Below are 23,834 nucleotides of genomic sequence, written 5' to 3'. Positions count from 1 at the left end.
AAAGCAGGTTATACAGCTTTATTATTGATAAAAAAAGCGCCTAAGAAATTAATAATTTCGATTTTAAAAGACACATTACTAATTATGGAAATGAACGCTTTAGAGGTAAAGAAACAGATTCATAATTAGCAGGTTTTGTAAAGGCAAAATTTAAAAGTACTCTTTTTTAATTCTTAAAAATTATCTTATTAATTTTTTATACTTAATTCGTTTTGGCATTAAATCTCCTCCTAAACGTTTTTTCTTATTTTCTTCATAATCTGAAAAAGAACCTTCAAAGAAATATACCTCACTATTCCCTTCAAAAGCTAAAATATGTGTACAAATTCTGTCTAAAAACCATCTATCGTGAGAAATAACTACAGCACAACCTGCAAAGTTTTCTAGACCTTCTTCAAGTGCTCTTAATGTATTTACATCTAAATCGTTTGTTGGCTCATCTAACAACAATACGTTTCCTTCTTCTTTTAAGGTCATTGCTAAATGCAAACGGTTACGTTCTCCACCAGAAAGTGTATTTACTTTTTTATTTTGTTCTGAACCAGAAAAATTAAATCTACTTAAATAAGCTCTAGAGTTAACTTGTCTGCCTCCCATCATTACTAAATCTTGCCCATCAGAAAAATTCTCCCAAATGGTTTTATTTGGATTAATATCTGAATGTGCTTGATCTACATAGGCTATTTTTGCAGTTTCTCCAACATGAAAACTCCCTTTATCTGGAGTTTCTTCGCCCATAATCATTTTAAAAATAGTGGTTTTACCTGCACCATTTGGTCCTATAATACCAACAATACCTGCTTGTGGTAAATTAAACTCTAAATTTTCGTATAATAATTTGTCCCCAAAGGCTTTAGAAACACCTTGAGCTTCTATTACATTGGTTCCTAAACGTGGTCCATTTGGAATGTAAATTTCAAGTTTTTCATCAACTTGTTTTTGGTCTTGACTTAATAATTTATCATAATTTTTTAAACGTGCTTTTTGCTTTGTTTGACGGCCTTTAGCCCCTTGCCTAACCCATTCTAACTCTCGTTCTAGAGTTTTTTGACGTTTAGAAGCTGTTTTACTTTCTTGCTCCATTCTTTTAGATTTTTGGTCTAACCAAGAAGAGTAATTTCCTTTCCAAGGAATACCTTCACCTCTATCCAACTCTAAAATCCAACCTGCAACATTGTCTAGAAAATACCTGTCATGAGTTACAGCTATTACAGTACCTTTATATTGTGCTAAATGATGTTCTAACCAATGTACAGATTCTGCATCTAAATGGTTGGTAGGCTCATCTAACAATAAAATTTCTGGTTCTTGTAATAATAATCTACACAAAGCTACTCTACGTTTTTCACCTCCAGAGAGTACTCCTATTTTTTTATCAGATTCTGGTGTACGCAAAGCGTCCATGGCAATTTCTAATTTAGTATCTAATTCCCAAGCATTTGCAGCATCAATTTTGTCTTGTAATTCTGCTTGTTGGTTCATTAGTTTCTCCATCTTATCTGCATCAGAATACACCTCTTCTAATCCAAACATGTCGTTTATTTTGTTGTATTCATCTAAAATTGCTACCGTTTCTGCAACACCTTCTTTTACAACTTCTAAAACGGTTTTCTCTGGATCTAATTGAGGCTCTTGTTCTAAATACCCCACTTTATAGCCAGGAGAAAAAGTTACTTCTCCTTGAAAATTCTTTTCTACGCCTGCAATTATTTTTAACAAGGTTGATTTACCTGAACCGTTTAGACCAAGAATCCCGATTTTTGCTCCATAAAAAAAACTTAAATAAATATCTTTTAAAACTTGTTTCCCTGTAGATTGGTAGGTTTTAGAAACTTTATTCATCGAAAAGATGACCTTCTTATCATCACTCATTATTCTATAATTTTAAAAATTAGATTTAAAAAATCGCCCGAAAAAGGCGATTGAAAAATTGATTTGTTTATAAATTAAACACGCCCTTTTAAAGCGTTAAATACCCATGCAATTGCAAAAAAGCCTAGACCTACAGAAGCAAAACCCCAGCCAGCAACATCATCATATCTAAAAGCGCCCATGGCAATTAAGCCAAGTCCTACCAATATCATAATAAAAGTTGCCCATGCAAGTACTGTATTTTTATTCATTCCCATATTTATAATTAGTTAGTTTCAAAAACAAATATCGTTAGTTTTTTTCGGATGCTAAAATTTTGTTTTTTTTTAAAAAAAAGTAAATATCATTTTTATTAAAACCTTCTACCCCCCATACCCATACCTCTTGTTCTATTAATGTTTTGAGGTTGTCTAGTATTTCTACTTTTTTGTTGTGGAATCAGTTTTCTTTTTTCTCTTTTTTGATATTTTAACCACTTTTTAAATTGTTTTTTAGATAAAAATTCTTTTAAAGTAGTGTTTAATGTCTTCTCGTAAACGACTACAGAGTCTCTAATAGGCAAAACTGTGGCTTCTATTTTTTTTCTTACTTTTAAAGCTAAATCTCTATCTTTATAAAGTTGTTTTCCAGCAGAATTTACAATTAAGTCTAACTCTTGAAGGTTTGGTGTATTTAAAAAAGAAATCTTTTTAATTTTATCGTTGTAATTTCTTAGCGCTTTTATGGTTTTATTTTTAGTTACATCATCCTTTACTTTAATCTCTTTTGGTATTTCAGATAATTTATAATAAAAAATATTTGATGCATTTTTTGCATTGTATTTTACCATTTCTGGTGCATCTTGTGCAAAAATACCAATGCTAAAAAATAAAATTATTATAGATACTAAATTTTTCATGTTTTAGATATTTTTACAAAAATAAGAAAAGATTATAGTTTAGCTGCCAATCTTGCTCCTTGATTTATAGCTCTTTTTGCATCTAACTCACTTGCAAAATCTGCACCACCAATAACATGTACATTTTTACCTAAATCTAATAAAGGTTGATGCAGTTCTTTAAACGGTATTTGACCTGCACAAATAACAACATTGTCCACTTCTAAAACTTTTGCTTCATTATTTTGAGTGTAATGCAAGCCTTGATCATCAATTTTTTGATAAGATACTTCACCAATAAACTGTACATTTTTCTTTTTTAAAGTTGATCTATGAATCCAACCTGTGGTTTTACCTAAATTGCCTCCAAATTTACCAGCACTTCTTTTAAACATGTATATTTCTCTTGGTGAATGATGAAGATTAGGTTTCACACCTTCAATACCTGCTCTGACTTTTAAAGTTTTGTCAATTCCCCATTCTTGCAACCAAGCATCTATATTTTTAGATGTTGATTCACCTTCGTGAGATAAATATTCTGAAACATCAAAACCAATACCACCTGCACCAATTACAGCAACACGTTTACCAACTGGTTTTTTATGTTTTAAAACATCAATATAACTAAGTACTTTTGGGTGATTAACACCTTCAATATTTAGCACTCTAGGTTTTATGCCAGTAGCAATTACTATTGCATCAAAATCAGAATTTTCTAAATCTGCAACACTTACTTTTTTATTTAATTTGAGGGTTACCTTATGGATTTCGATTTGTTTATTAAAGTATCTAATGGTTTCATAAAACTCTTCTTTACCAGGAATTTGTTTTGCCATATTAAATTGACCACCAATTTCTGATGCAGCATCAAACAAAGTAACCTGATGCCCTCTTTGAGCAGCAATTGTTGCAGCGGCTAAACCTGCTGGACCTGCACCAACTACTGCTATTTTTTTGCGATTTCGTGTTTGAGAATAGCTTAATTCTGTTTCATGACAAGCTCTTGGATTTACCAAACAACTGGCCACTTTTTGTTTAAAAACATGATCTAAACACGCTTGATTACAGCCAATACAAGTATTTATCTCATCTGCTCTTTCCTCTTTTGCTTTGTGTACCCATTCTGGATCTGCCAAAAAAGGACGCGCCATAGAAACCATATCTGCATCTCCCTCTGCCAAAACTTTTTCGGCAGTCTCTGGCATATTAATTCTATTAGAAGTAATTAACGGAATGTTAATTTCAGCTTTCATTTTTTTGGTTACCCAAGTAAATGCAGCTCTTGGAACTGAAGTAGAAATTGTAGGAATTCTAGCTTCGTGCCAACCAATACCTGTATTAATAATCGTTGCACCAGCTTTTTCTATTGCTTTAGCTAATTGTACAATTTCTTCCCAAGAACTGCCCTGTTCTACCAAATCTAACATAGAAAGTCTATAAATAATAATAAACTTATCGCCTACGGCTTTTCTTGTTTGTTTTACCAATTCAATAGGAAAACGCATTCTATTTTCATAAACTCCACCCCATTTATCTGTACGTTTATTGGTTCTTTTTGCTATAAATTGGTTGATTAAATAGCCTTCTGAACCCATAATTTCTACTCCATCATAACCTGCTATTTTTGATAATTTTGCAGATCTCACAAAATCTTTAATCGTTCTTTGAATACCAGATTCTTTTAATTTAAAAGGTGTAAATCTATTAATGGGTGCTTTTATTTTTGAAGGTGCCACATTAAAAGGATGATATCCATATCTACCCGCGTGTAAAATTTGCATACAAATTTTACCTCCAACTTCATGTACTGCTTTTGTTATTTTTTGATGATGTTTTGCATGCTTTTTTGTAGACATTCTTGCTGCAAATGGTCCTGTCCAACCTTGTATATTTGGCGCTATACCTCCTGTTACAATTAAACCTACGCCACCTTTTGCCCGTTCTGCATAATAAGCTGCAATTCTATCTATACCATTTTTTTCTTCTTCTAAACCAGTATGCATAGAACCCATTAAAATTCTATTTTTTAAGGTTGTAAAACCTAAATCTAAGGGTTGAAAAATGTGTGGATATTTACTCATTTCAATATATTATTCTAATTAAAAAAATGAATTTAAAACTATCAAAGTTTAGATTCCTGTTTTCACAGGAATGACAGTTTCAACTGAATTTTGTGGCAGAGCGACAAAAAACTCTCTTTATTTATTATGCACGCATAATACTTGCAAGATATGTTTATTTTTTGGGATTAAAAAAAATTGCCCCAAATTCATGAATTATTAGCATTCATAAACTTGGGGTAATTGTATTAAAAGGTAAATGTTTATAAAACTTATTAGAAAAATTAAATCATTGGAACATCTATAATCAATAATTTACTATTTTTTGTTGCTTTTACTGCTACTTTGTCTGTTTCTATAATTCCAACAGCATCTCTATTTTGTAAAGTTTCATCAGCAACTGTAACCTCTCCGTTAATTAAGAAAAAATAAGCACCATTTTTTAGTTGGTATTCGGTTTTAAAACCTTCTTCTAAATCAATCATAGAAATATATCCTTGTTGATGTATGGGCAACGAACCTTCTACTTGTTTATCTCTTGGAGACACCAAGGTTTGAAACTTGTTTTTTCTACCATCTTGCTCAAACACTTTTTGATCATAATAAGGGGTTACTTCTTGTTTTTCTGGTAAAATCCAAAGTTGTAAAAAATTACTTTCAGAAGTTTTACTATCATTAAATTCTGAGTGTGTTATACCTGTTCCTGCACTCATTACTTGTACCTCTCCTACTTCAATGGCACGTTTGTTTCCCATGCTATCTTTGTGAGACAAAGGTCCTGTAATTGGTATCGAAATAATTTCCATATTTCTATGAGGATGTGTACCAAAGCCCATTTTTGGTTGCACAACATCATCATTTAGTACTCTTAACATCCCAAAATTCATTCTTTCTGGGTTTTGATAACTAGCAAAACTAAATGTATGATATGATTGTAACCATCCATGATTTGCGAATCCTCTTGTGCTTGCTTTGTGCATTGTTTTTTTCATTATAAACTTTATTATAACCTTAAACTTGATTCAAGATGTTGTTATTATTTTTAAATTCCTGTTTACGCAGGAATGATAAATTAAAAGTTTCTAAAATTTTATTTTAGAAAGCATTTTTTCAATATAAATACCCCATTTTTCCTTGCTGATAATCGCGCATTGCTTCTAAAATTTCTGTCTGCGTATTCATCACATAAGGGCCATATTGGGTTATTTTTTCTTTAATAGGTGCTCCTGATAAAATTAAAATTGAACTTTCTTTTTGTGCTTCAAATTTTATAGTATTTCCATCTTGATGAAAAGTTACCATTTGATGCGCTCCTTTTTGTAAAACTGCTGTATCGTTTATTAAAATTTCTCCATCTAACAAATAGATTAAAGATTGATGATTTTCTGGAATTTCTATTTCAATCTGTCCATTTTCTTTAGCTTTTGCAGTAAAAACATTTACTACAGTTTGTGTTAGAATCTTACCATATACATCACTTTGATTTCCAGCAATAATATTTAATTGTACCTTTTGATCTTTAGAGATTATTTTAGGAATTTCTTCATCTTCTAAATGTTGATAATTAGGTGTTATCATTTTGTCTTTTGCAGGCAAGTTTAGCCAAAGTTGAATCCCTTCTAAATCTCCACCTTTTTTTACAAACTCTTTTGTAGGTGCTTCTGCATGAATAATTCCACGACCCGCTGTTGTCCATTGCACACCACCCGCTTTTACAACCATTTCATTACCCAAAGAATCTCTATGAAATTGTTCGCCTTTAAACAATAGTGTTATGGGCTCAAAACCTCTGTGAGGATGTGGGCCTAAATCAAAAGGATTGTTAAATTCTGAAATGGCGTATGGACCATAGTGGTGCAATAATAAAAATGGATCTACATTTTCTATTCCTTGTGAAGGCAGAGGCTGTCTCAAACGTATTGGCCCCATATTTACTAAAGGGCTTGTTACTGTATGCTGTATTGTTTTTAATTTTGTCATGACTTTTCTTACTTAAAAATAATTTACAAGGAAAATATTTTGAGATTTTTTTATCTTATTTTATCTAGTAAATCACTTAAAACATTGGCTTCTTCTTCTGATAGTTTCTCTAAAAAAGATAATTTATCATGTTTATCTATGGCAGATAATAATTCTAAACCTTGATTGGTAATTTTTACATAAACCACTCTTCTATCGTGCTCACAACGTTCTCTTTCTATTAGTTCTTTATCACACAACTTATCCATTAAACGAGTGGCATTAGGTGCTCTTTCTATCATTCTATCTTTAACAATTTGCACTTTTATTTTTCCTTTTGCACCTCTTAAAATTCGTAATATATTATATTGTTGCGGTGAAATTCCGTAAGGTTTGAAAAACTCATTTTCTTTACTGCTTAACCAATTAGCTGTGTACTTTATATTGATTAAAGCTTTTACTTTATTGGTTTTAAAACTTGATTTTATATCATTAGAAATGTCTCCCATTTATTTAGTATTAGGTATTAAGTAGACAGTACTAAGTGCTAAATAATGACTATAAACCATCAACTGTATACTTAAAATTACGCTCTTAATTTTAAATCTTGCATTATTTTATTAAACTCCTCTGTTGTTGGTGTTAAATAGACTTTGTTATCCACAAATAAAGTGGGATATTTTACAATACCATTATACAGTTCTTTACTGTGCTCTCTAGCTTCTACATCTTTTGATATATCTTTGTACGTATAAGGTTCATCAATCGAGTTTAAAAAATTTTTAAACGCTACAGTGTATGGATGGCCTTTTTTTCCATATAAAATTATCTTCATTTCTTAATTGTTTACAAAACTTTCAAACTGCGTTAATTGTTGTTTCAATAAAGTTAAATGTTTTTTACTTGCAAGTTTACTATCCTTAAAATTATCAGAAAAATTTGGTAAAGAAAAAGTTAGTAATTCTTTTGCTCCATGCCTTGGAAAACGCTGTTCTGCTGCTGCTAAAACAAATTTACCTCCCATACCTCCTGGCGAAGTTGCCATCAATAATAATGGTTTTTCTCTAAATAGTTTATTATTTATTCTTGAGGTCCAATCTATAACGTTTTTAAATGCTGCTGCATAAGAACCATTATGTTCTGCCATAGAAATAATAAATCCATCATAATTATCTAGCAATTCAGAAAACCTCTTTGCTTCTTTTGGGAAACCATTTTCTTGCTCTTCATCTTCACTATAGATTGGCATTGAAAAGTCTCTTAAATCAACTACATCAAATGAGGTGTTTTCTAATTTTTTTGCAGCAAAAGTTGCTAATTGTTTGTTTATTGAAGTAGAACTTGTACTGCCAGCAAATGCTAATACTTTTTTCATATTTATAAATTTATAAGCAAAGTTACAAAATATAATTTTATTTACCAAGGGTAATAAATCCATGGAAATATATTAATTTAAACACAAAGTTATGTATCTACAAACAGGTTTTGAGTAATTAAAAACTTTCAAAAAATGTGGTTAATTGTTGACCTTCGTAGTAATTTAAAGATTCACTTTATACTTCATTTTTAAAACAATTACATTGTATTTTCTAAAAAATGAATAAAATTAGAACTCAAAAATCAAAGAAATTGTTTAACCAATTTAAAAAAAATGATTTTGTAATCTTTTAAATCAATAACTGTTTGACTTGTACATATTGTAATAACATAATTGTTCTTGCATCAATTATATCGTTATTTTCTATCATTTGTAAAGCTTCTAAAAATGAAATCTCTAACACTTCAATTTCTTCATTTTCTGAGGCTAAACCCCCTCCGTTATCTATTTTATCGTCATCATTAAACTCTGCAACATACAAATGCACTTGTTCTTTCATTAATCCCGGTGATAAAAAAACAGTAGCAACTTTTTTTAATTTTGAAAAGTGATACCCAACTTCTTCTTTAGTTTCTCTAATTACTGTGGTTTCTGGTGATTCGTTTTCATCAATAGCACCTCCAACTACTTCGATTGAAAATCCATTTTTTACCCCAGCAACATACATCGGGATTCTAAACTGCTTAGAAAGTATCACTTTTTTTGTAGAAGTATTATACAACAATATTGCAACTCCATCATTTCTGCCATAGACTTCATGCGTAAGACGTTCAACTTTTCCATCCTTGAAAAGAAAATCGAAACTTACTTGCTCTAATTTTGCCCAAAAGCTGGAAATTACTTTCGAGGTTACGTTCTTAATACGGTTGTTCATTATCATCTTTTTATATTTATAAAAACTTTTAAATATAAATACTTATCGACTAAAATAATTTTATGTTTTCAATTTCGTTAATAATTTTGTATTAAAAAAAAAAGATTGATACTAAAATAAAGTGCAATTAAACTAATTTTGATTTAAGAAGTCTAATTATTTTATAGGTTATTTATTGTCTAAATGATTTATTATTACTTTTAGAAAAATTTTTACCAGAAAAAAATTTATGCAAAATTTAAAACCCTCATTTTTCTTAGTACTCTTTTTTTTTATTGGAGTAACAACCATAAATGCTCAATTAAGTAAAAAACATTTTATACCACCTTTAACTTATGCAGAAACAGGAAATGCCAATCCTGAAAACCAATATTTTTATATTTCAACGCCTAGTTCTAATAATGTTTCATTTACCATTAAACAAATTGGTTTCCCCAATAACAATATTACAGGTTTTGTTTCTAAATCTAATCCACAAGAAATTTTTATAGAATCTGGAGATTCGCAATTATTTGTTTCTTCTCCTCAAACAAGTGTAATACATAATAATAAAGGCTATATTATTGAAGCAGATGATGTAATTTATGTTTCTGTTAGAGTTTTAGCTGGTGGTGGTGCACAAGCTGGGGCATTAGTTAGTAAAGGTTCTGCAGCTCTTGGCACAATTTTTAGAGCTGGAATGTACACTAATGAAAACCCCCAAAGTAATTATCTCAATTTTATTTCTGTTATGGCATCCGAAGATAACACACAGGTTACTTTTAGTGATTTACCAACTGGTATAGCTGTTAAAAACTACTCAGGAACTTTACCTATTTCTATAACTTTAAACGAAGGAGAAAGCTATATTGTAGCCACAAATGCTGCAGATAACACTATAAATAAAGATGGCTTAATAGGAACCTTAATAAATTCAGATAAACCAATTGTTGTTAATCTAGGTTCTGCTAATGGTAGTTTTCATAATGGAGGTGGAAGAGATTATGGTATAGATCAAATTGTAGGATTAGATAAAATAGGAACAGAATATATTTTTGTTAAAGGTGATGGCGAAAATGGCTGGGAAAATGTATTAATTGTTGCTCATGAAGATGATACAGAAATAAGAGTAAATGGTAACAGTAATTTTTTTGCTAAAATACCTGCTGGAGGATACGCTCTAATTGAAGGAAATCAATTTAATAATGGCAACTTATTTGTACAAACAACCAAACCTGTATTTGCTTATCAAGGAGTTGGCGCTAGTAATAGTGAAGCCAACCAAGGAATGTTTTTTGTACCTCCTTTAAGTTGTGAGAGCAGAGGAAAAGTAGATAACATTCCCTTTATAGAAAATATCGGTAATGTTACTTTTACAGGAGGAGTAACTGTGGTAACCAATGCAAACGCAACTGTTACCATAAATTCGGAGCCAATTGCTAATTTTTCTACTTCTGGCCCTTTTGAAATTGATATAAATAATGATGGAATCTCTGATTACGAAACCTATAAAGTAACAAATTTAACAGGAGCCATAAGTGTAGAAAGTAGCGAAGAACTATATTGTGCTTATTTTAATGTTAATGGAGCTGCCACATCTGGTAGTTTTTACTCTGGTTTTCCTTCAAACCCAGAGATTAATTTTGATGCCTCTGTTACAGCCTTAGGAAATTGTATACCAAACGTAACTTTACAAGCAGCAAACACAGATGCTTTTGATAGGTTTGAGTGGCAATTTTTTGATGAAAGTATGAATACTTGGGTACAAAAAAGTACAAATTCAAACTATTCACCAGTCATTTCTGAACCAGGAAGATATCGTCTAATTGGTACCATAGATTGTACAGGAGCAACATTTAATTCTGTAGAAATCCCAGTAAGTTTATGTCCTGATGATTATGATAACGATCTAATTATAGATAATCTAGACTTAGATTTGGATAATGACGGAATTTTAAATGTAATTGAATCTTTTGGTGATGGTATCCTTAATTTTTCAGATATAGATAATCCTTCGATAAATACAAATAGTAAAGTTATAAACAATTTTTTTACTACAGAATTGACAAAATCTGGAAATGTTGATTTTGTTGGTAATCCTAATGGAAACTTCACTTCTACCATTAATGAAAACAGTACAAGTAATGCTTCAATTTTTTATATTTTAAATAGTACAGAAACCTTTAATTTTGAATTTACACAAAATCAAGCTATTACTCATTTTAGAATAGATGGAGAAGAATTTGAAATAAGTATTGCGCCATCTGCTAAAAATATAACATTAATAGACCCTGATAATATTTTAATGGTAGACACCAATTTTGATGGAGAATTTGAAACAGGAGTCACCAATTTCTCTAGTTCATTAATTCGTTTTAAATACAATCCAAATCCAAATGGAACAATACCTTTTAAGTTTGTTGCTAATGATGTAGAGAAATTCCTCTTTTTACATACAGCCACATCAAATGTGTTAAATTCTATTTTTAATGCTTCATTAAAACTTACCAGTGTTAAAAGAGACTCTGATGGAGATGGCATTGAAGATGCTTTAGATTTAGATTCTGACAATGATGGAGTTCCAGATTTGTTTGAAGCTGCTAATCAAAAAATTAATTTAACAAATACAGATGCTAATTTAGATGGTTTAGATGATATTTTTGATAGTTTTACATTAATAATGGATACTGATGGAGATGGTGTTCCTAATTATTTAGATTTAGATTCTGATAATGATGGAATATACGATTCCACAGAATCTAGCCATAATTTAGACACCAATGTTGATGGTTTAATAGATGGTTTTACAGACACCAATTCAAACGGAATTACAGATAATTTAGAAAATGATATATCTGTAACCACTCTTTCAGTTAATTACTCAATTGCAGATACAGATTCAGATGGTATTTTTAATTTCTTAGAATTAGATTCAGATAACGACGCTTGTTTTGATGTTATTGAAGCGGGTTTTACAGGTAATGGATCTGGTATTTTATTTGCCAACCCTTTTGTTGTAGATTCAAATGGTCTAGTAATTAACAATACAAATGGCTATACAACTCCTAGTATAAACTATACAACAAGTGCTGCCATCGTAATAAATAGTTTTACAAATGTTACATTTTGTGAAAACTCAACAAGTATGATTACCATAGATACTACTGCAGACGGTTTTCAATGGGAATTTTCTACAGATAATGGTACAAATTGGAGTCCTATTTCGAACAATGCTATTTATAATGGTGTAAATACCAAAGATTTACAAATTACAAATATACCTTTGTCTTTTAACAACAATCTTTACAGAGTTCTATTAACAAAAGTAGGAAATTCATGTGAAAAAATTTCTAATGCCATTACAGCCAAAATTAATCCAGTACCTGTTGTCGTTGCAGAAGTAGACTTATTACAATGCGATGATGATTTAGATAGAATATCATCAGTAAACCTTACAGAAGCAGAAATTTCTATTTCTTCAAATTCGACAAACGAAACTTTTCAATATTTTGAAAATGAAGCAAATGCAAAAGCTGGAACACCTTTAGTGGCTGATGAAATTCGTTTTCCCGTAAATCAAACTGGAGAAGCTTGGGTTAGAACCATTTCTTCAGAAGGATGTTTTACGATTTCTAAGATTAACATTGAAGTAGAAGCTGCTGCAGATGTAGCTTATAATAAAGAATTTCCTAGCGTTTGTGATGATTTTCTTCAAGAAGATGGTACAAATGGTACACTAAATGATGATACTGATGGAATCACAAATTTTGATTTTAGTATTGCTAACACAGAAATTTTAGCATTTTTCCCAATAACTTTACGTCCAGATTTAGAAGTTTCTTATTATGAAACCACTGCAGATAGAACTGCTGTAATTAATGCCATTGGTAATATTTCTAATTATAGAAACATCGGTTATCCTTCTAATAATACAAGGCAAACTATTTATTTTAAAATAACCAACAAAAACAATAACAACTGTTCAGGTACTGGAGAGTTATACTTAAAAACAGACTCCACACCAACTGCAAACCCAGTTACAGATTTAGAATTATGTGATGATGTTACAGATGGTGATGCAGAAAACGGAATTATACAAAACTTCGACTTAGAAGCTCAAACAGCTACTATTTTAGGCTCTCAAAATCCTGCCGATTTTTCGGTAACCTACCACCTTTCTGCAGCTGAAGCAAATTCAGGTTCAAACCCGCAAGCTTCACCTTTTGCTAATACAGTTAGAGATATACAACCAATTTTTGTACGAGTAACCAACAATAACACTGGTTGTTTTACAGATCATACCAGTTTTAATCTAATTGTAAATCCTATTCCTGTGGCAAATTTTGTGGCAGATTTAGAAATCTGTGATGATAATTCTGATGGCTCTGCCAGAAACGGTTTTTCACAATCTATTGATTTAGACTCCCAGACTTCTGGTATTTTGGGTATACAAGATCAAAGTATAAATGCTGTAACCTATCATCGTTCTTTTGCTGATGCCCAAAGTGGTAATAACCCTTTGGTATCTCCTTATTCTAACGAAACTCCAAATAGAGAAACCATTTACATCAGAATAGAAAATACAGATACAGGCTGTGTAAACAGTATTTCTAATTTTGATGTTATTGTAAACCCTGAGCCTACTTTTACACCTGTTTCTAACCTTTCTTATTGTGATGATGATTTGGATGGTGATGATACTAATGGAATCATTCAAAACATCGATTTAGATAGCCAAATTCCAGCTTTATTAGGTTCGCAAGATCCAGATGATTTTAATGTTACATTTCATGCAAATGATATAGATGCTGCTACTGGATTTGCACCAATTGCTTCTCCTTACACCAATTCAAATCCTACAGAAACTATTTTTGTTCGCATTCAAAATAAAAGAACTTTGTGTGTAAATGATGACGCTAGTTTTCAGTTAATAGTAAATCCTTTACCTGATTTTATGGTAACTTCTCCTCAAATTATTTGTTTAAATGATACACCTTTAACCATTGGTGTAGAAAATCCTGCAGGTGTATACACTTATCAATGGAAAGATTCATCAGGAACAATTATTAGTTTTGCAGAAACTGCAGATGTTACAGTAGGTGGAAATTACACAGTTACTGCAACAACAACCAATGGTACCAATTGTACTAGATCAGAAACCATTGTTGTGAACGAATCCAATCCTGCAACCTTATTATCTAGTTTTGTAACCATTGTAGATGAAGGCAATATTATTGGTAGTAATGCAAATTTATCTATCTCTATAGATACTATAAATAACGATTTAGGTCCTGGTGATTATCAATTTGCATTAAAAAATGATGATGAAAACACCACCACTCCATTTCAAAACGAACCTTTATTTGAAAACTTAGAAGGTAGTATTTACACCATTATTGTAAACGATAAAAATGGCTGTGTACCAGATGCTACTTTGCAAGTTTCTGTTATTCAATTTCCAAAATTCTTTACACCAAATGGCGATGGTAAAAATGATACTTGGGCAGTAAAAGGCGCTAACAAAACTTTTTATCCGAATGCAAGTATCAATATTTTTAATAGGTATGGTAAATTAGTCGCACAAATTCCTATAGACTCCCAAGGTTGGAATGGTACTTACAATGGCAAATTACTAACCTCAGATGATTATTGGTATAACATCACCTTAATTCCTGCTGACAAAACTAAACCAACCATCAACAAAAAAGGAAATTTTTCTTTGGTTAGAAGATAACAAAAGTTCTTATTTTAAATTTTAAGAAACATTTATGTAATTACCAAAAAACTCAACAAGGGTTTCACAACATATTTTCTTAATTTAGCAAAAACTTAGATAGAATTTCCTATGGATTTAAACTTCAATAAAAACGAAGATTATAACAAACTTTTAGTTTCTGATTTAAAAAGAAAATTTGCAAAAGTAAAATTAGGTGGGGGTCAAAAAAGAATTGATAAACATCATGAAAAAGGAAAGTTAACAGCAAGAGAACGTATTGACTATTTATTAGACAAAAATGAAAAATCTATAGAAATTGGGGCTTTTGCTGGCGAAGATATGTATGCAGAACATGGGGGATGTCCTTCTGGAGGTGTCGTTGTAAAAATTGGCTACATTAAAGGCAAACAGTGCATTGTAGTTGCTAATGATGCCACTGTAAAAGCAGGTGCTTGGTTTCCTATTACAGGAAAAAAGAATTTACGAGCACAAGAAATATCCATAGAAAATAAATTACCAATTATTTATCTCGTAGATTCTGCAGGTGTGTATTTACCAATGCAAGACGAAATTTTTCCAGATAAAGAACACTTTGGACGCATTTTTAGAAACAATGCTGTAATGAGTAGTATGGGGATTACCCAAATCTCTGCTATTATGGGTAGTTGTGTTGCTGGTGGTGCTTATTTACCTATTATGAGCGACGAAGCAATGATTGTTGACAAAACCGCAAGTATTTTTCTAGCAGGAAGCTATTTGGTTAAAGCAGCAATTGGCGAGTCTATTGATAATGAAACATTGGGCGGTGCAACCACACATTGCGAAGTTTCTGGAGTCACAGATTACAAAGCAAAAGATGATAAAGATGCACTTGATAAAATAAAATTTATAGTCGATAAAATTGGCGATTATGACAAAGCTGGTTTTAGTAAAATAGAATCTTATCCACCAAAAGAAAACGAAGAAGATATTTTTGGAATTTTACCAAGAGAAAGAAACGCGCAGTATGATATGGTAGAAATCATCAAGCGTTTGGTAGATAATTCTGAATTTGAACAATATAAAGAAGGGTATGGCAAAACCATTTTAACAGGTTATGCCAGAATTGATGGTTGGGCAGTAGGCATTATTGCCAATCAACGTAAATTAGTAAAAACAACTTCGTCTAAAACCAAACCTACAGAAATGCAATTTGGTGGCGTTATTTACAACGATTCTGCAGACAAAGCAACTCGTTTTATTGCCAATTGTAATCAGAAAAAAATCCCTTTAGTCTTCTTACAAGATGTTACTGGTTTTATGGTAGGCAGCAAATCAGAACATGGTGGAATTATAAAAGATGGTGCTAAAATGGTAAATGCAGTTAGCAATTCTGTGGTACCAAAATTTACTATTGTAATTGGTAACTCTTATGGTGCAGGTAATTATGCTATGTGCGGTAAAGCCTATGATCCAAGATTAATTGTTGCATGGCCAAGTGCTGAATTAGCGGTAATGAGTGGTAATTCTGCCGCTAAAGTTTTACTACAAATAGAAACAGCATCACTAAAAAAGAAAGGCGAAAAAATTACACCTGAAAAAGAAGCTGAGTTATTTGACAAAATAAAATCGCGTTATGACAAGCAAATTTCTCCTTATTATGCAGCTGCAAGAATTTGGACAGATGCTGTGATAAATCCCTTAGATACAAGAACATGGATTTCTATGGGAATAGAAGCTGCAAACCATGCTCCTATTGAGAAAAAATTTAATATGGGTGTTTTACAGGTTTAAAACACCCTTAAGTCCCTTTTAATAATTAATATGACTAATATCACAATTAGTCATTTTTTTATATCTTATTTTTGTGCCATATTAAAAATAAAAAATGAGTAAAGCCATCTATATTGCCACTGTTGAATCTGACAGTGGTAAATCTTTAATTTCTTTAGGACTCTTAAGAATGATGTTAATTAAATCTGCCAAAGTAGGGTATTTTAGACCTATTATTAACGAGTTTAATGAACATAGTTATGACGAACATACAAACACAGCAATCAAATTTTTTAACTTAGATATAAACTACAAAGACTGTTTTGCTTATACGCAAAGCGAAGTTGTAGAACTTTTAAGTGAAGGAAAAGCAGATGACGTAATTCACAATGTCATCAAAAAATATAAAAAACTAGAGGCTAGTTATGATTACGTTTTAGTAGAAGGTACCGATTTTTCTGGCGAAGGTGGTTTTACAGAACTCGACGTAAATTTAATGATTGCCAAAAATCTGGGCATACCAGCACTTATTGTAGGATCTGGAAATGGTAAGAAAAAGAAAGATTTTATAAATACTATGCAACTTTCTTACAATTCTTTCATCAATAAAGAAGTAGATGTAATTGGTATTATTGCAAATAAAATAGAAGTAGATGAGGTTGATTACATTCGTAAAGAGTTGATAAAAAGTTTTCCAGAAAAACTACAGATAGATATTATCCCTAAAGTAGATTTTTTGGCTTTTCCAACGGTAAAAGAAGTGGTACAAGCTCTAAAAGGCAGAGTGTTATTTGGCAAACAATTTTTAGACAATGCTATTGGAAGCTATAGTACTGGCGCTATGCAACTTAGGAATTACTTAACCCGAATTAAAGAAAATGCATTGGTAATTACACCTGGCGATAGAGCAGATATTATTTTAGGAGCCTTACAAGCAAATGCCTCTAAAAATTATCCAAAAATAGCAGGGATTATTTTAACAGGATCTTTAGTACCAGAAGATGCTATTATTAAATTAATAGAAGGTGTACAATCTACAGTACCTATTATAGCTGTAGATGGAGGTACCTTTAAAATTACTAATAAAATTGGAGCAGTAAAATCTAAAATTTATGCTACTCATAACAAAAAAATATTACTCTCTTTAGATACTTTTGATAAGTATGTAAATGCAGAAGGTTTAACCAATATTTTAACCTCATATCATTCAGATAGATTAACACCTAGCATGTTTCAGTATAACTTGTTACAGAAAGCTAGAGCTCATAAAAAACATATTGTGTTGCCAGAAGGTGATGATGAAAGAATTATTAGAGCTGCAGCACGTTTACAATTATTAGACATTGTAGATTTAACTTTGTTAGGAGATAAAAGAACCATTCAATTAAAATGCGATCAAATAGGAATTCAAATTGATTTAGACAAAATAAATGTTCTAAATCCAGAAGACTCTATACATAATAAAGAATTTGCAAACACACTTTTTAATGCCAGAAAACATAAAGGAATGACTGAGACAACAGCTATGGATTTAACCAGAGATGTTTCTTATTACGGTACTTTAATGATTTTAAACGGTTTGGCAGATGGTATGGTTTCTGGTGCAGTACACACAACCATGCATACCATAAAACCAGCGTTACAATTGATAAAAACAAAGCCTAATGTTTCTATAGTATCTTCCGTATTTTTTATGTGTTTATCAGATAGAGTTTCTGTTATGGGAGACTGTGCTGTAAATCCTAACCCAAATGCAGAACAACTTTCTGAAATTGCAATTTCATCTGCATTATCTGCAGAAGCTTTTGGTATCGAAGCCAAAGTTGCCATGCTTTCTTACTCTTCTGGTAGTTCTGGAAAAGGAGAAGAAGTAGAAAAAGTTCGTAAAGCAACTCAATTGGTAAAAGCCAAAAATCCTAATTTAAAAATTGAAGGCCCAATACAATATGATGCAGCTGTAGACACGTCTGTTGCCAAAACAAAAATGCCAAATTCTGATGTTGCAGGTCAAGCTTCTGTATTAATTTTTCCAGATTTAAATACCGGTAATAACACATACAAAGCCATACAAAGAGAAACTGGCGCCTTAGCCATTGGACCTATGTTACAAGGTTTAAACAAACCTGTAAACGATTTAAGCAGAGGATGCACTGTAGACGATATTTTTAACACAGTTTTATTAACGGCAATTCAAGCAAATCAACAATAAATATGAATATTTTAGTATTAAACGCAGGTTCTTCTTCTTTAAAATATCAAGTCATAGAAATGCCTTCTAAACATGTAAAATGTGTTGGTTTGGTAGAAAGAATTGGGATGGAAGATGCCATATTTAATCACGATAAAAACGGTGAAGAATACCACGAAACAATGCCAATTTTAAACCATAAAATTGGTTTGGAAAAAATTGCAGATACTTTATTAGATAAAAAGTTAGGTGTTATAAATACGGTTGATGAAATTGAGGCAGTTGGACATAGAGTGGTTCATGGAGGAAATAAATTCAGTAAAACTGTAATAGTTACAGACGATGTAAAGAATAGTATTCGTGATTTATATGATTTAGCACCTTTGCACAACCCTGCAAATTTAACAGGAATCGAAATTGCAGAAACTATCTTTACAAAAGCAAAGCAAATTGCTATTTTCGATACTTCCTTTCATCAAACTATGCCAAAAGTTGCATACCAATATGCAATTCCTACTAAATATTTAGAAAAACATAAAATTAGAGCTTATGGTTTTCATGGCACAAGCCACAAATATGTTTCTGAAAAAGCAATCGACTATCTAAAGCAAGAGAACTCAAAAAATATAATTACCATTCATTTAGGAAATGGCTGTAGTATGGCTGCCATAAAAGAAGGTAAATGTATTGATACTTCTTTAGGTTTAGGACCAGCAAATGGGTTAGTTATGGGAACTCGTTCTGGAGATATAGATCATTCTGTAATTTTCTTTTTGATGAAAAAGTTAAATAAAACAGCAGAACAAGTAAGTAATTTGTTACAAAAACAATCTGGCATGAAAGGCTTAACTGGTTTTTCTGATTTGAGAGAAATTACAGAAAATGCAGCAAATGGAAATGCTGAATGCCAACATGCTTTAAATTTAGCAGCTTACAGAATTAGAAAATATATAGGTAGTTATGCAGCTGTTTTAAACGGATTAGATGCTATTGTTTTTACTGCTGGTATTGGAGAAAATTCTGCAGAAATGAGAAAAATAGCATGTGAAAATTTAACTTTTTTAGGAATTGAATTAGATAAAGAAAAAAACAAAATTCGTTCTAAAAAAATTAGAGAAATACAGTCTGCAACATCAAAAGTAAAAATATTAATAATACCAACAAATGAGGAAATTGAAATAGCCAAACAGTCTTATCAGCTTTTAAAATAAAGAACCCTCAAAAATTGCAATAAACCAGCCAAATTTTTACATTTGTAAGCATTTTAATTAAAAGAAATTATAGAAATGGGTAGAGCATTTGAGTTTAGAAAAGCAAGAAAAATGAAACGTTGGTCTGCAATGGCTAAAACATTTACCAGACTTGGTAAAGACATTGTGATGGCTGTTAAAGAAGGAGGACCAAACCCAGACACCAACTCTCGTTTACGTGCTGTAATACAAAATGCAAAGGCTGCAAATATGCCTAAAGACAATGTAGAGCGCGCTATAAAAAAAGCCTCTGATAAAGATACAGCAAACTATAAAGAAGTTTTATTTGAAGGATATGCACCTCATGGAATTGCCGTTTTAATAGAAACTGCCACAGATAATAATAACAGAACAGTTGCCAATGTTAGAGCCGCTTTTAATAAATGTGATGGTAATTTAGGTACTTCTGGTTCTGTTGTTTTTATGTTTGATCATACTTGTAATTTTACCGTTAAAAAGGAAGATATTACAATGGATATGGAAGAACTAGAACTAGAATTGATAGATTTTGAAGTTGAAGAAATTTTTGATGATGAAGAAGGCGTAATAATTTATGCACCTTTTGAACAATTTGGAGCTTTACAATCTTATTTTGAAGAAAATAATATAGAAATATTGTCTTCTGGTTTTGAAAGAATACCAACAACTACCACAAAACTTACAGAAGAACAACAAGCTGATGTAGACAAACTTTTAGAAAAACTAGAAGAAGATGATGATGTACAAAACGTATATCATTCTATGAAAAGTAACGAGTCATAAAAAACAAAGGCTGTGTAAAAAATAAAAACAAACAATAGATAAAAATATTTTTAAAATTGAATTAAATCCAGTGTTTTTTTACGTTGGATTTTTTTTGTTTCTGTTTCTATAAATTGTGCTACAAAATAAATTTCTTTCGGAATTTCATATTTTGATAAACCTATATCCTTGATACTTTCTTTTAAAGACATTTCAACTTTGTTTGAAATTTGGGAATCCTCAATAACTAAAACTAATTTTTCGCCTAATTTTTCATCAAAAATCCCTGAAACAAAAAAGCGTTGGGTTATCATTTCTGTCAATTTTTCTTCTATTTTTTCGGGATGTAATTTGACTCCACCAGAATTAATTACATTGTCAAAACGACCTAACCATTCAAATTGCGTATCTGAAATTAACTGTACAACATCATTTGTAAAAACCACTTTATTAGAAATTGTGTCGTTTTTTATAACCAAACAATTTCTTTGATCTTTATAAATACTGGTATTTGGTAACGTTTGATAAAACGCTTCTTTATAAGAATTTTTAGAAGCCATCTTATTGGTTATTTTAACTCGAAAAGATTTTACATTGTTTAATCTTTTTATTGCAACATGGGTAATGGTTTCTGTCATGCCATAAGTGGCAAAACATTGCGTACTTACTTTTTGTAATTTGTTTTTTAATTGTTCAGAAACGGCTCCTCCTCCAATAATTAATTTTTTAATAGTGTGTAATTTTTCCAAAGAATTTTCTACCTGTAAAGGCACCATAGCTACAAAATCGTAAATTTTAGTAGTCGTTTTTAAGGGTTTAGAACTGGGGTTAACAACGTCTAATTGCCAACCTAAAGTAAATGCTCTAATAAGCATTAATTTACCAGCAATATAATCTACAGGTAAGCATAATAACGCTTTTGTATTTTCTTTTAATTGAAAGTAAGCACCTGTTGCTTTTGCTGAGTTTACAATGTGGTCTTTTTGTAATGTTATTTTTTGTGGTTTTGCTGTAGAGCCCGAAGTTTGTACAGAAATCGTATCTTCCTCTGAAAACCATTCTACTAAAAAAGTATATATTTCTTTAGAATTATTCTTTGAATACGCTAATAAATCATCAACATTTAAAAATGAATGATTGTTTAATTGAAAACGTTTATGAAATGGTTTTGGTATCAATATTATAAAACTCTGTTGTTTTCTTTTTAGTTTACTGGCTCAATAATTTTACCTGTTAGTTTTTCTTTCCAGTTTTTCCAGCCGTATTTCTCAGAAAACAAAAACAGCAATATAGGATATAAAACAAACACAGGCAAAAACATTTCCCAAGTTAAAGATGGCTCTGAAATATCTATGTACAAAGCATCTGTTTGAAAAACAGTCCAATCTGTAGTAATAAAAAAGGCAGCTGTTATGTTATTTACTGCATGTAAACCTAATGCTAGCTCTGTGCCTTCATCCATCAAAGTTACAATACCATAGAACAAGCCGGTACCTATGTAAAAAACCATACTAAGTTGCCCCAATTTTGCCACTTCTGGATTTGCACCATGTAATAAGCCAAAAACTACAGATGTAAAAATTAAAGGAAGCCATCTATTTTTAGCCAAAACTCCAAGACCTTGCATTAAATAGCCTCTAAAAAGCAGTTCTTCTAAACTAGTTTGAAATGGGATAAATAAAAAAGAAATGGCTACCAAAATAAAAAATGGCTTTGCATTAAAATTCCAGATAAAATTTTCTGGTGCTAATAAAATACTAATGTAGGAAAATGCAATTGCAATAAAACCCCAAACAAAAAAGCCATAAAAAAAACGTTTCCAATCTACTTTTTTTCTACTAGTAATTAAAGAAGTAATGGTTCTTTTATGTATATATTTTACACCAATAAACAGAAAAAGTAAGCCCACAAAAAAAGTAAAAATAATAAGGAATAATAAAAGATTTTTATCTATTCCTGCAGTCATAAAATTAGTTTGTGCAAACTCTAAAAACTCTGCTATATTTTTAGATTTTGCTGCTGCAGCCATCACTAATGGTATTACTCCTAAAATTTGCCAACCTAAAAAAACTAAAAATAGAGTTGTTAGCCAATGATACCATTCGTTTTTTCCTTTATATGCTTGTTGTATAAAATTCATTATTTTATAAAATTAAATTTGTATTCCATTTTTTAGAATTATTGTAATGCAATGCTCCGTTTTTTACTTCTAAGGGACTATCTAAATTATTGGTAAACAAACTACCTGTACCTAAACCTTGGGGCAAATTATTATTCAAAGTATATGTAAATTGTGCTATCGCATTTAACCCGATATTACTTTCTAAAGCAGAGGTAATCCACCAATTAATCTGATTGCTTTTAGCTACATCAATCCAATCGTTACTACCAGTAAAACCACCAATTAAACTTGGTTTTAAAATAATATATTGGGGCTGTATGGTTTCTAATAATTGTTTTTTCTGTTGATAAGAAAAAACTCCAATCAACTCTTCATCTAAAGCAATAGGCAAAGGTGTTTTTTGACACAACAAAGCCATTTCTTCAATTTGCCCTTGTTTTATGGGCTGTTCTATCGAATGAATATCTAGTTCAGAAAGAATTTTTAATTTTTCTAAAGCCTCTTTGGGAGAAAATGCACCATTTGCATCTACTCTTAACTCAATTTCTTTTGCAGAAAATTCTTTTCTAATCGATTTTAGGAGGTTGATTTCTTCTTCAAAATTAATCGCGCCAATTTTCATTTTAATACAAGAAAAACCTTTTTTTAATTTTTCTTGAATTTGTTGTTTCATAAAACCTTTATCCCCCATCCAAACCAAACCATTTATGGATATTGCTAGGTTACCTTTGGTAAATTCTGACGGAAATAACTGGAATTTATTAACACTTTTTAAAGATAAAAATGCTTGTTCTAAACCAAATTGAATTGATGGAAAATTAAAAACTTCAGCTACTAACTTTTGTAAACCTAAATGAATATTATTACAAACCCATTCTAGTTTTTTCTCGTAATTTGGTACATCATCTATACTTAAACCTCTAAACAAACCTGTTTCACCAATACCAATTTTACCATTTTCTTCTAAAATGATAAACCAAGTTTCTTTGGTTTTTAAAATACCTCGAGATGTACCACTGGCATTTTTAAATTCTAAGACGTATTTTTTGTAGCTGGCTTTTATCAA

Annotated in this window: 18 protein-coding genes; 5 read left to right on the top strand and 13 right to left on the bottom strand. The window is 31.0% G+C overall.

Features of this window, described 5'->3' with window-relative positions; translation table 11 throughout:
* Positions 1-180 precede the first annotated feature (180 nt).
* The 10 genes from ettA to Q0662_RS08580 all read right to left on the bottom strand — a co-directional run bounded on the left by ettA (position 181) and on the right by Q0662_RS08580 (position 9,020).
* Positions 181-1,872: an energy-dependent translational throttle protein EttA gene (ettA, locus tag Q0662_RS08625; protein WP_298948831.1), complete on the bottom strand. Its 1,692-nt coding sequence runs from the start codon at positions 1,870-1,872 to the stop codon at positions 181-183.
* Positions 1,873-1,946: 74 nt separating this feature from the next.
* Positions 1,947-2,129, bottom strand: a complete 183-nt coding sequence (locus Q0662_RS08620; RefSeq protein WP_298948829.1) for a CAL67264 family membrane protein — start codon at positions 2,127-2,129, stop codon at positions 1,947-1,949.
* A 95-nt stretch (positions 2,130-2,224) separates the two neighbouring features.
* On the bottom strand, positions 2,225-2,770 hold the full coding sequence (locus Q0662_RS08615) for a hypothetical protein (protein ID WP_298948827.1): 546 nt from the start codon (positions 2,768-2,770) through the stop codon (positions 2,225-2,227).
* Positions 2,771-2,802: 32 nt separating this feature from the next.
* Positions 2,803-4,830, bottom strand: coding sequence for an NADPH-dependent 2,4-dienoyl-CoA reductase (locus tag Q0662_RS08610; protein ID WP_298948825.1), 2,028 nt, complete (start codon positions 4,828-4,830; stop codon positions 2,803-2,805).
* A 263-nt stretch (positions 4,831-5,093) separates the two neighbouring features.
* On the bottom strand, positions 5,094-5,801 hold the full coding sequence (locus tag Q0662_RS08605) for a pirin family protein (RefSeq protein WP_298948823.1): 708 nt from the start codon (positions 5,799-5,801) through the stop codon (positions 5,094-5,096).
* Positions 5,802-5,919: 118 nt separating this feature from the next.
* Positions 5,920-6,789, bottom strand: coding sequence for a pirin family protein (locus tag Q0662_RS08600; protein ID WP_298948821.1), 870 nt, complete (start codon positions 6,787-6,789; stop codon positions 5,920-5,922).
* A 50-nt stretch (positions 6,790-6,839) separates the two neighbouring features.
* Positions 6,840-7,277 (bottom strand): MarR family transcriptional regulator, encoded by a 438-nt coding sequence (locus Q0662_RS08595; RefSeq protein ID WP_298948819.1) that lies wholly within the window; start codon positions 7,275-7,277, stop codon positions 6,840-6,842.
* Positions 7,278-7,354: 77 nt separating this feature from the next.
* On the bottom strand, positions 7,355-7,603 hold the full coding sequence (locus tag Q0662_RS08590) for a glutaredoxin domain-containing protein (RefSeq protein ID WP_298948817.1): 249 nt from the start codon (positions 7,601-7,603) through the stop codon (positions 7,355-7,357).
* 3 nt (positions 7,604-7,606) lie between these two features.
* Positions 7,607-8,143 (bottom strand): NADPH-dependent FMN reductase, encoded by a 537-nt coding sequence (locus Q0662_RS08585; protein ID WP_298948815.1) that lies wholly within the window; start codon positions 8,141-8,143, stop codon positions 7,607-7,609.
* A gap of 292 nt (positions 8,144-8,435) precedes the next feature.
* Complete coding sequence (locus Q0662_RS08580; RefSeq protein ID WP_298948813.1) at positions 8,436-9,020, bottom strand: NUDIX domain-containing protein; 585 nt, start codon at positions 9,018-9,020, stop codon at positions 8,436-8,438.
* A gap of 229 nt (positions 9,021-9,249) precedes the next feature.
* Between Q0662_RS08580 and Q0662_RS08575 the strand changes: the two genes are divergently transcribed.
* The 5 genes from Q0662_RS08575 (at position 9,250) to Q0662_RS08555 (ending at position 20,667) form a co-directional block, all read left to right on the top strand.
* Positions 9,250-14,733: a T9SS type B sorting domain-containing protein gene (locus Q0662_RS08575; protein WP_298948811.1), complete on the top strand. Its 5,484-nt coding sequence runs from the start codon at positions 9,250-9,252 to the stop codon at positions 14,731-14,733.
* Positions 14,734-14,844: 111 nt separating this feature from the next.
* The gene (locus Q0662_RS08570) at positions 14,845-16,488 is read left to right on the top strand and encodes an acyl-CoA carboxylase subunit beta (protein ID WP_298948809.1); all 1,644 of its coding nucleotides are present in this window, start codon (positions 14,845-14,847) and stop codon (positions 16,486-16,488) included.
* 94 nt (positions 16,489-16,582) lie between these two features.
* Positions 16,583-18,676: a phosphate acetyltransferase gene (gene pta / locus Q0662_RS08565; RefSeq protein ID WP_298948807.1), complete on the top strand. Its 2,094-nt coding sequence runs from the start codon at positions 16,583-16,585 to the stop codon at positions 18,674-18,676.
* Positions 18,677-18,678: 2 nt separating this feature from the next.
* The gene (locus Q0662_RS08560) at positions 18,679-19,866 is read left to right on the top strand and encodes an acetate/propionate family kinase (RefSeq protein WP_298948805.1); all 1,188 of its coding nucleotides are present in this window, start codon (positions 18,679-18,681) and stop codon (positions 19,864-19,866) included.
* 75 nt (positions 19,867-19,941) lie between these two features.
* Positions 19,942-20,667 (top strand): YebC/PmpR family DNA-binding transcriptional regulator, encoded by a 726-nt coding sequence (locus Q0662_RS08555; RefSeq protein WP_298948803.1) that lies wholly within the window; start codon positions 19,942-19,944, stop codon positions 20,665-20,667.
* A 50-nt stretch (positions 20,668-20,717) separates the two neighbouring features.
* On the opposite strand, the gene Q0662_RS08550 is transcribed toward Q0662_RS08555, so the two are convergent.
* From Q0662_RS08550 to Q0662_RS08540, 3 genes are read right to left on the bottom strand one after another with little or no spacing between them, the layout of a single operon-like run.
* A complete protein-coding gene (locus Q0662_RS08550; protein WP_298948801.1) occupies positions 20,718-21,824 on the bottom strand; it encodes an AMP-binding protein in 1,107 nt (368 codons plus the stop codon).
* A gap of 26 nt (positions 21,825-21,850) precedes the next feature.
* The gene (locus Q0662_RS08545) at positions 21,851-22,786 is read right to left on the bottom strand and encodes a CPBP family intramembrane glutamic endopeptidase (RefSeq protein ID WP_298948799.1); all 936 of its coding nucleotides are present in this window, start codon (positions 22,784-22,786) and stop codon (positions 21,851-21,853) included.
* A 4-nt stretch (positions 22,787-22,790) separates the two neighbouring features.
* Positions 22,791-23,834: an o-succinylbenzoate synthase gene (locus Q0662_RS08540; RefSeq protein WP_298948797.1), complete on the bottom strand. Its 1,044-nt coding sequence runs from the start codon at positions 23,832-23,834 to the stop codon at positions 22,791-22,793.

This window comes from uncultured Polaribacter sp. (assembly GCF_947503855.1).
GTDB lineage: Bacteria > Bacteroidota > Bacteroidia > Flavobacteriales > Flavobacteriaceae > Polaribacter.
Note: the sequence above shows the minus strand (reverse complement) of the source record. Positions and strands in the feature narration are given on the sequence as shown.

What these genes read in the sequence shown, in the direction of transcription:
- Q0662_RS08555 (WP_298948803.1), top strand. Translation starts at nt 19,942, where the DNA reads ATGGGTAGAGCATTTGAGTTTAGAAAAGCAAGAAAAATGAAACGTTGG.
- Q0662_RS08595 (WP_298948819.1), bottom strand. Translation starts at nt 7,277, where the DNA reads ATGGGAGACATTTCTAATGATATAAAATCAAGTTTTAAAACCAATAAA.
- pta (WP_298948807.1), top strand. Translation starts at nt 16,583, where the DNA reads ATGAGTAAAGCCATCTATATTGCCACTGTTGAATCTGACAGTGGTAAA.
- Q0662_RS08590 (WP_298948817.1), bottom strand. Translation starts at nt 7,603, where the DNA reads ATGAAGATAATTTTATATGGAAAAAAAGGCCATCCATACACTGTAGCG.
- Q0662_RS08570 (WP_298948809.1), top strand. Translation starts at nt 14,845, where the DNA reads ATGGATTTAAACTTCAATAAAAACGAAGATTATAACAAACTTTTAGTT.
- Q0662_RS08580 (WP_298948813.1), bottom strand. Translation starts at nt 9,020, where the DNA reads ATGAACAACCGTATTAAGAACGTAACCTCGAAAGTAATTTCCAGCTTT.
- Q0662_RS08605 (WP_298948823.1), bottom strand. Translation starts at nt 5,801, where the DNA reads ATGAAAAAAACAATGCACAAAGCAAGCACAAGAGGATTCGCAAATCAT.
- Q0662_RS08585 (WP_298948815.1), bottom strand. Translation starts at nt 8,143, where the DNA reads ATGAAAAAAGTATTAGCATTTGCTGGCAGTACAAGTTCTACTTCAATA.
- Q0662_RS08545 (WP_298948799.1), bottom strand. Translation starts at nt 22,786, where the DNA reads ATGAATTTTATACAACAAGCATATAAAGGAAAAAACGAATGGTATCAT.
- Q0662_RS08620 (WP_298948829.1), bottom strand. Translation starts at nt 2,129, where the DNA reads ATGGGAATGAATAAAAATACAGTACTTGCATGGGCAACTTTTATTATG.
- Q0662_RS08575 (WP_298948811.1), top strand. Translation starts at nt 9,250, where the DNA reads ATGCAAAATTTAAAACCCTCATTTTTCTTAGTACTCTTTTTTTTTATT.
- Q0662_RS08615 (WP_298948827.1), bottom strand. Translation starts at nt 2,770, where the DNA reads ATGAAAAATTTAGTATCTATAATAATTTTATTTTTTAGCATTGGTATT.
- Q0662_RS08600 (WP_298948821.1), bottom strand. Translation starts at nt 6,789, where the DNA reads ATGACAAAATTAAAAACAATACAGCATACAGTAACAAGCCCTTTAGTA.
- Q0662_RS08560 (WP_298948805.1), top strand. Translation starts at nt 18,679, where the DNA reads ATGAATATTTTAGTATTAAACGCAGGTTCTTCTTCTTTAAAATATCAA.
- ettA (WP_298948831.1), bottom strand. Translation starts at nt 1,872, where the DNA reads ATGAGTGATGATAAGAAGGTCATCTTTTCGATGAATAAAGTTTCTAAA.
- Q0662_RS08610 (WP_298948825.1), bottom strand. Translation starts at nt 4,830, where the DNA reads ATGAGTAAATATCCACACATTTTTCAACCCTTAGATTTAGGTTTTACA.